The 714-nt window shown below is 32.6% G+C and carries 1 protein-coding gene; it reads left to right on the top strand.

Annotated features, from left to right (window positions below; translation table 11 throughout):
• Window positions 1–469, top strand: a 469-nt coding sequence (locus ACFIK0_RS09395; RefSeq protein WP_375663909.1) for a type IV secretion system protein, incomplete at its 5' end; no start/stop codon positions are given.
• Between the last annotated feature and the right edge of the window lie 245 nt (window positions 470–714).

The raw sequence follows: 714 nt of genomic DNA, 5'->3' as shown, positions 1-714 counted from the left end.
GAAAACTGGACCTCAGAAAATAGACTTTTCTAGTTTTTTTCTCAAAGAGCCAGAAGCGCTCTATAAGAGTAATCAGCATTCAAGGGAATCATATCAAAAGCTATTGGAGGACGAAAACAAAATTTCTGGATCTCTTGATCAAATGGGCAAAAATCTTTTTGCGCGTTTACAATTTTTCTCGGTGCTAGATAAAGCTATAACTTTGAAAACTTTTGAAAACGTAGAAAATCGTTTTAAATACCTCAGAAATCTATTTGATGAACTTCAAACAAAAGAAAACCTGAAAGATATTGCAGACCTTCAAGCACATATCGATGGTTCATTAGCCATGATCCACAATGAATCTATAAAGATGCAAATGATAACGCATTTACGTAAAGCTGAGCAATCACTTATCAAAAAGAAAAGACGCGAACTTGATATGAAATTTTTTAACCATGAAGCAAAAGGGATGCCTATCATACGATGAAAACAAAATCCACTGTAGAAGGTTCAGTACTATCCGAACAATTCAAAGAGGCACAGAGATTTTATCAAAGCCAAGATATCGTAATGAAAATACTTAGGTAATGTATAAATGAAAATGAAGCGTTTAGCATGTATCTATATTTCAAGGTGATAAAAAGTTGAAAATTCGTTAAAGAGGAATTCCATGAACTTTACAGTGTTCACGCAACTTTTCAATAAAATTGATCAGATAACAAAAACATATGT

The sequence above is a fragment of the Bartonella sp. CL63NXGY genome, from assembly GCF_042194905.1.
Lineage (GTDB): Bacteria > Pseudomonadota > Alphaproteobacteria > Rhizobiales > Rhizobiaceae > Bartonella.
Note: the sequence above shows the minus strand (reverse complement) of the source record. Positions and strands in the feature narration are given on the sequence as shown.